Genomic DNA, 6,186 nt, shown 5'->3' on the forward strand with positions numbered 1-6,186 from the left:
AAGTAGCGACTGAAGTCTTAATGCAGCCTATTTTAGAATTAAGTTTTTTTTCATAAAAAGATAAAAAAATGCTAAAGGCGGAACAAAGACAATTGCTATTCGCCAAAATACCTTCTGCTTCTCCTCTTTAAACTTAGCTCTATATACGGAGATTATTGAGTAGACCCAAAAAACAATAAACAGAAAAAATACCAACAGTGTAACATCACTCATAGCGAACTCCTTTTTGAGTATTGTATCTTCTATTTTGTTAACATAAGAACTTAGATGATTTTTAAAGAAGATTATCCGGCAAAAAGCCGGATTTTAGGCAAGGGATGTTTAATGTTTTTACATAACCCCAGATTCGTACTGAGCTCTCATCCTCTCTTTTTCTGCTTCCCTTTTTGCTTTTTGTGCAAGTTTTACATGATAGTTTTTAACATCAAACCCAAAAAGAAGAAGAGTCGGAGATGCTACAAAGATTGATGAGTATGTTCCTATAACGATACCCACCAAAAGAGTAAATGCAAAAGCATGAATAATCTCACCGCCAAACATAAAGAGCGTAAATACAACAAAGAAAGTTGTTAAAGATGTTAGTGTTGTTCTGGCTAGAGTTCTTGTTATAGACTCATCAATTATATCGCTAAGTTCACTATCTCTTTGTTTTACAACACTTTCACGAATTCTATCAAATATGATTATAGTGTCATTTAAAGAGTAACCCAAAATAGTAAGAAGCGCGGCTAATGCATCCAAATTTACCTCTAATCCGACAAGGGCTATAGCTCCAAGCGCAATAGTGACGTCATGAACAAGTGCTAATATAGAAGCAACGGCAAACCTCCACTCAAATCTAAACGCTACATAGATTAAGATTCCGATAACAGCAAGTATCATGGACATTATGCCCTTCTCTTTAAGCTCGCTTCCAACTTTTGGTCCTACTATATCAACACGGCGAATCTCAAACTCTCCGGTGCCCCCAAGTGTCTCTCGCGCAACATCTCCAACATCTACTACAACATCGCCTGTAGTTGTTCTCATGCGTATAACAACCTCTTCTTTAGAACCAAACTCAGTAATAGTAGCACCGTCAAAAATAGTGTTACTCTTTAGCTTCTCTCTCATCTCATCTATTGGAGCAGCACTCTCATACTTTACTTGAACAATCGTTCCTCCTGCAAAATCAACGCCGTAATTAAGACCTTTTGTCGCTAAAATAGCAAAGGAGCCTAAAACTAAAAGTATTGAGAGACTCCTTGTAAATTTTGATTTGCCCATAAAACCAAGGGCTTTAGTATATTTAAAAAATTCCATCTCTACCCCTTAATCCCAAACCACAGAAGATTGTTTTTGCTTTTTTGTATTCTCTTACTTAACATCTGATAAATCCCATGTGTTCCAAGAATCGCAGTAAGCATTGAAGCTAATATTCCTATACTTATAGTAATGGCAAAACCTTTGATTGCACCTGTTCCATACGCATACAGAACAACAGCTGCTATAAGAGTAGTGATATTTGCATCTAAAATAGCACTCATGGCATTTGCGTACCCATCTTCTATAGCCTTATTAATTGATTTGCCTTCATGTAAAAGCTCACGGATTCGCTCAGAGATGATAACGTTTGCATCGACTGCCATACCGACGGTTAAAACGATTCCTGCCATTCCCGGAAGAGTCAGAGTGGCACCAAAAAGGCTCATAATCGCTAAAATTATAAATAGATTTGAAATCAGAGCAATATTTGCGATAATTCCTGCCATTCTGTAATAAACAACCATAAAGATTATGACCAATATAAATCCGCCCACAAGAGCTATCATGCTAGCTTTAATACTATCAGCCCCTAAACTAGGTCCTACTGAGCGTTTTTCCATAAGATAAATCGGAGCCATAAGAGAGCCTGAACGAAGTGCAATAGCCAAATCTTTTGCTTCCATAACTGTATAATTTCCTGAGATTTGTCCGCTTCCGCCGCCTATACGCTCATTTATAACAGGCGCAGAATAAACTTTAGAATCTAATACCACAGCTAAATGTTTTCCTACATTTTTACCTGTAAAATCGCCAAATATCTCAGCACCTTCAGCATTTAGAGAGAAGCTAATTAAAGGACGATTGTTTTCATCAAAACCAACATGTGCATCGGTAAGCATTCCACCATCAAGGATTGGGATTTCACGAACAAGATGTTTTATTTTTGGATTTGTAGCATCCTCCAAAATAACATCACCGTAAGATGCTGCCTCGTTCTCGCTCATACTATAGACTCTAGCTGCTCTATCTTCATCAACAGCCATAAGTTCAAGTTTTGCCGCACGAGAGATAAGCTCACGAGCACGTTGCTCCTCCTCCATAGTTTTAATACCTGCAAGCTGAACAAGAATCTTCTCTTCACCTTGTCTTGCAACTATCGGCTCAGTTAAACCAAACTGGTCAAGTCTATTTCTGATTGTCTCGATTGCTTGAGATATTGCTTGTTTTTGTGTGTTTTGTATCTCTTCATCACTAAGAGTAAAAGAGATACTCTCATCAACTGCAACTACAACAGCACCTTTTACCTCATGTAAAAAAGATTTTATCCGCTTAACATCATCTTTGTCTAAAAGAGTAATGGTAATGCCATTTTCATCAAAATTAAGAGTGTCGATTAAGATATCTTTTCTCTCACTAAAATGTTTAACACTTGCGGCAATAGATTTAATTCGTGACTCTACAGCCTCCTCAGTTTTAACGCCAAGAAGCATATGAAGTCCGCCTTGAAGATCAAGACCTAAAGTTATCTTTTTTCCATCTTGCATCTGAAATAGAGATGGGGCAGAGAAAAATATACCAAAAATTATGGCAAGAGCAAATGTAACTACGCGATAATTAAGCTTCATCCTCATACTTTCTAGCAACTGCATCTTTTGTTACTTTAACAATTACATCATCGTTTATTTTAATACTTAAAAACTGCTCTTCAACTTTATGTATAGTAGAGATAATCCCACCTAATGTTACGATTTTATCGCCCTTTTTTAGAGCCTCTAGCATCTCTTTATGGCTTTTTGCCGCTTTTTGCTGTGGACGGATAATTATGAAATACATAATTGCAATCAGAATTATAAATGGGAGTAGTTGACCTATAATTTCCATGAGTCTTAGTTTCCTTTAAATAAATTGTGGCAATTATACAAAAAGTATATTAATAGAAGACTGAATAGTGCTATAATTCGCTTCAAAAACATAGCGATGAAAAAATGATTAAAAAAATCCATGATATTAGAAACAACTATAACTCTACTTTTTTTGATTTTATATGCGGGATTATAACTGCGCTGTTTTTTAGTGCTTTTCTTTATCTAGAACATTTTGGCATAACTCTTAAATTTATAAATACCCTCTTTGGACTCTTAGCACTTGCTCTGCTTTTATATATTCCAAAAAGAGCTGTTTTAGTAGCCGGATTTTTTATAGGTCTTCTTTGGTTTTACTGGATTGGATATAGCTTTAAGTATAACGGTGTAGGATATATGGAGTCTATAATTACCATACTTTTTGCAATTATATATACACTTTTTTTTGGAGTTTTAGCTCTTACAAAGAGTGTAGCCATAAGAGCTTTTATGCTCTTTATTCTAAGCTTTGTAGAGCCTTTTGATTTTAACTGGCTCCAGATTGAGCTCCTCTTTGTAGATAGCTACTTTGGAGTTTATAAATATCAACTCCTTCTTGTGCTTTTAGCTCTTAGCCTCCCTAACTATATCAAAAACTCATACAAATACCTACCACTTTTACTGCTAATATTTAGTATAAATATAAATCCGGCTACCCAAAAAGATGCTCCGCTAAAGATAAAACTTGTAGCTACTGATATAACTCAAGACAAAAAGTGGAAAAGAGAGAGCCTACTGCCGACGATTGAGCTAGTATTTGCTGAGATAGAACAGGCAAAAAAGGAGGATTATGACATAGTTGTATTTCCAGAATCCGTCTTTGCGTTTTATATGAACAAAACTCCGCAAGTCATGAATAAGCTAAAGGAGTCTTCAAACGAGATTGCCATAGTAGCAGGTTCACTGCTTAGTGAAGGAGACGTGCACTATAATGTAACGTACATGTTTAACGAAGGCGACCTTAGTGTGGCAAAAAAATTGGTTTTGGTTCCTTTTGGAGAGTATATTCCGCTTCCAAAATTTGCACAAAATTTTATAAATGAGATATTTTTTGGCGGAGCATCAGACTTTAAAACGGCAACTGAGCCTACAGACTTTACGATTAAAGGGGTAAAGTTTAGAAATGCTATCTGCTATGAGGCCACATGCGATGAGATTTATGAGGGAGATGTCTCCTTTGTTATTGCTATTAGTAACAACGCTTGGTTTTCGCCCTCAATAGAGCCAACTCTACAAAAACTCCTTATGAGATACTACGCTCGTAAAAACGGTGTTACAATCTACCATAGCGCAAACTACAGAGGTACCGGAATTATAAAGTAACCTTTATTTGGTATAATGCGCCCCTATTTTAAAAAATCTATGTTATAGGGATTTGTAATGATAAATCTAAAAAATCCAAGTCTATACAACAATCGTGAGATATCATGGCTACAATTTAATACAAGAGTTTTAAAACAAGCGCAAGATGAGTCTCTTCCTCTTTTGGAGCGTCTTAAATTTTTGGCTATCTACGGAACAAATTTAGATGAATTTTATATGATTAGAGTAGCCGGACTTAAAAAACTATTTGCTGCCGGTATCGTAGTATCAAGTGCCGATAAACTTACTCCGCTTGAGCAGCTTCGTGAAATAAGAGCATATCTTCATCAAGAGCAGCAGGTAGTTGAGCACTGCATGAGCGGCATATTGAAAAAACTTGAGCTTGAGGGCATAAGCATAAAGCTTTACAAAGAGGTAAATCAGCACCAAAGAAATTATTTAAACAGATATTTTAACGAAAATATATACCCTGTGATAATACCGATTGCCGTAGATGCGACTCACCCTTTTCCACATCTGAACAATCTTAGCTTTGGACTTATTGTAAAACTTCAAGATAGTGACAATACAGCTATAGAGAGATTTGGAATTATTCGTGTTCCTAGAGTTTTGGAAAGATTTGTAGAACTTGAACATAATGTTTATGTGCCTATAGAGAGTATAGTTGTAGAGCATGTAGCAGAACTTTTTCCAGGATATACCTTACTAAAATTTGCATCTTTTAGAGTTACTAGAAATGCAGATATAGAGATTGAAGAGGAGGAGGCTGATGACTTTTTAGAGATACTAGAAGAGGGGCTAAAGCTTCGCCGAAAAGGAGCTATGGTAAGGCTTGAGATTGGAAGCGACGGAGATGAGGAGATTATAAACTTTTTTAACCGTCACACAAACGTATATAAAGATGATATATATAAATTTCATACCTTCTTAAATCTATCTAGCCTTTGGCAGATAGTTTCAAACAAACATTTTGCTCACCTTTTGACGGAAGCGTTTAAACCAAAAACTCTTCCTCCTTTGGATAATAACGAAAACATATTTTCAACCTTGGAGAAACAAGATATTTTGCTCTACCACCCTTATGAGAGCTTTGACCCTATCGTAAAGCTTATTCAAACGGCGGCGAAAGACCCTGATGTGGTGTCTATAAAGATGACACTTTATCGCTCGGGAACTGACTCGCCTATCGTTAAAGCCCTTATGAGTGCAAGCGAATCAGGCAAGCAGGTAACTGTCATGGTCGAACTTAAAGCTAGATTTGATGAGGAGAATAATCTCATCTGGGCAAAAGCTCTTGAAAAAGCGGGTGCGCATGTTATTTATGGGATAAAAGGCTTTAAAGTTCATGCAAAAGCGACTCTTATTACAAGAAGAAAAAACGGTAAACTCAAGCAGTACGCTCATCTAGGAACAGGAAATTACAATCCTACTACTTCAAAAATCTATACGGATATGAGTTATCTAACAAGTAAAGATGATATAACAAGTGACATGACACGCTTTTTCCACTTCTTAACCGGTTTTAGTAAAAAGGGCAAACTCAATGAGCTCTATATGTCGCCATCACAGATTAAGCCAAAAGTACTCTCGTTAATTCAAAATGAGACTAGAAAAGGTACAAACGGGGAGATTATCGCAAAGCTAAACTCACTTGTAGATGATGATGTAATAAAAGCACTCTATAAAGCAAGTCAAGCAGGGGTAAAGGTCTCCTTAA

At 36.4% G+C, this 6,186-nt stretch carries 6 protein-coding genes; 2 read left to right on the plus strand and 4 right to left on the minus strand.

The window, feature by feature from the left end:
- Positions 1–27 precede the first annotated feature (27 nt).
- The 4 genes from M0Q20_RS10725 to yajC all read right to left on the minus strand — a co-directional run bounded on the left by M0Q20_RS10725 (position 28) and on the right by yajC (position 3,126).
- Entirely contained in the window at positions 28–213 is a 186-nt protein-coding gene (locus M0Q20_RS10725) for a PLDc N-terminal domain-containing protein (protein ID WP_295061778.1), read from the minus strand.
- Positions 214–330: 117 nt separating this feature from the next.
- On the minus strand, positions 331–1,302 hold the full coding sequence (gene secF, locus M0Q20_RS10730) for a protein translocase subunit SecF (RefSeq protein ID WP_295061779.1): 972 nt from the start codon (positions 1,300–1,302) through the stop codon (positions 331–333).
- A gap of 2 nt (positions 1,303–1,304) precedes the next feature.
- Complete coding sequence (gene secD / locus M0Q20_RS10735) at positions 1,305–2,870, minus strand: protein translocase subunit SecD (protein ID WP_295061784.1); 1,566 nt, start codon at positions 2,868–2,870, stop codon at positions 1,305–1,307.
- Entirely contained in the window at positions 2,860–3,126 is a 267-nt protein-coding gene (gene yajC / locus M0Q20_RS10740) for a preprotein translocase subunit YajC (RefSeq protein ID WP_295061780.1), read from the minus strand. The genes secD and yajC overlap by 11 nt, the downstream gene beginning before the upstream one ends.
- 104 nt (positions 3,127–3,230) lie before the next feature.
- On the opposite strand from yajC, the gene M0Q20_RS10745 reads away from it, so the two are divergent.
- Together M0Q20_RS10745 and ppk1 are read left to right on the plus strand one after the other, a co-directional pair.
- A complete protein-coding gene (locus M0Q20_RS10745; protein WP_295061782.1) occupies positions 3,231–4,469 on the plus strand; it encodes an apolipoprotein N-acyltransferase in 1,239 nt (412 codons plus the stop codon).
- 57 nt (positions 4,470–4,526) lie between these two features.
- On the plus strand, positions 4,527–6,186 hold a 1,660-nt coding region (gene ppk1, locus M0Q20_RS10750; RefSeq protein ID WP_295061783.1), incomplete at its 3' end, for a polyphosphate kinase 1.

The organism is Sulfurimonas sp. (assembly GCF_023229025.1).
Classification (GTDB): domain Bacteria; phylum Campylobacterota; class Campylobacteria; order Campylobacterales; family Sulfurimonadaceae; genus Sulfurimonas.

What these genes read in the sequence shown, in the direction of transcription:
- secF (WP_295061779.1), bottom strand. Translation starts at nt 1,302, where the DNA reads ATGGAATTTTTTAAATATACTAAAGCCCTTGGTTTTATGGGCAAATCA.
- secD (WP_295061784.1), bottom strand. Translation starts at nt 2,870, where the DNA reads ATGAAGCTTAATTATCGCGTAGTTACATTTGCTCTTGCCATAATTTTT.
- M0Q20_RS10725 (WP_295061778.1), bottom strand. Translation starts at nt 213, where the DNA reads ATGAGTGATGTTACACTGTTGGTATTTTTTCTGTTTATTGTTTTTTGG.
- yajC (WP_295061780.1), bottom strand. Translation starts at nt 3,126, where the DNA reads ATGGAAATTATAGGTCAACTACTCCCATTTATAATTCTGATTGCAATT.
- M0Q20_RS10745 (WP_295061782.1), top strand. Translation starts at nt 3,231, where the DNA reads ATGATTAAAAAAATCCATGATATTAGAAACAACTATAACTCTACTTTT.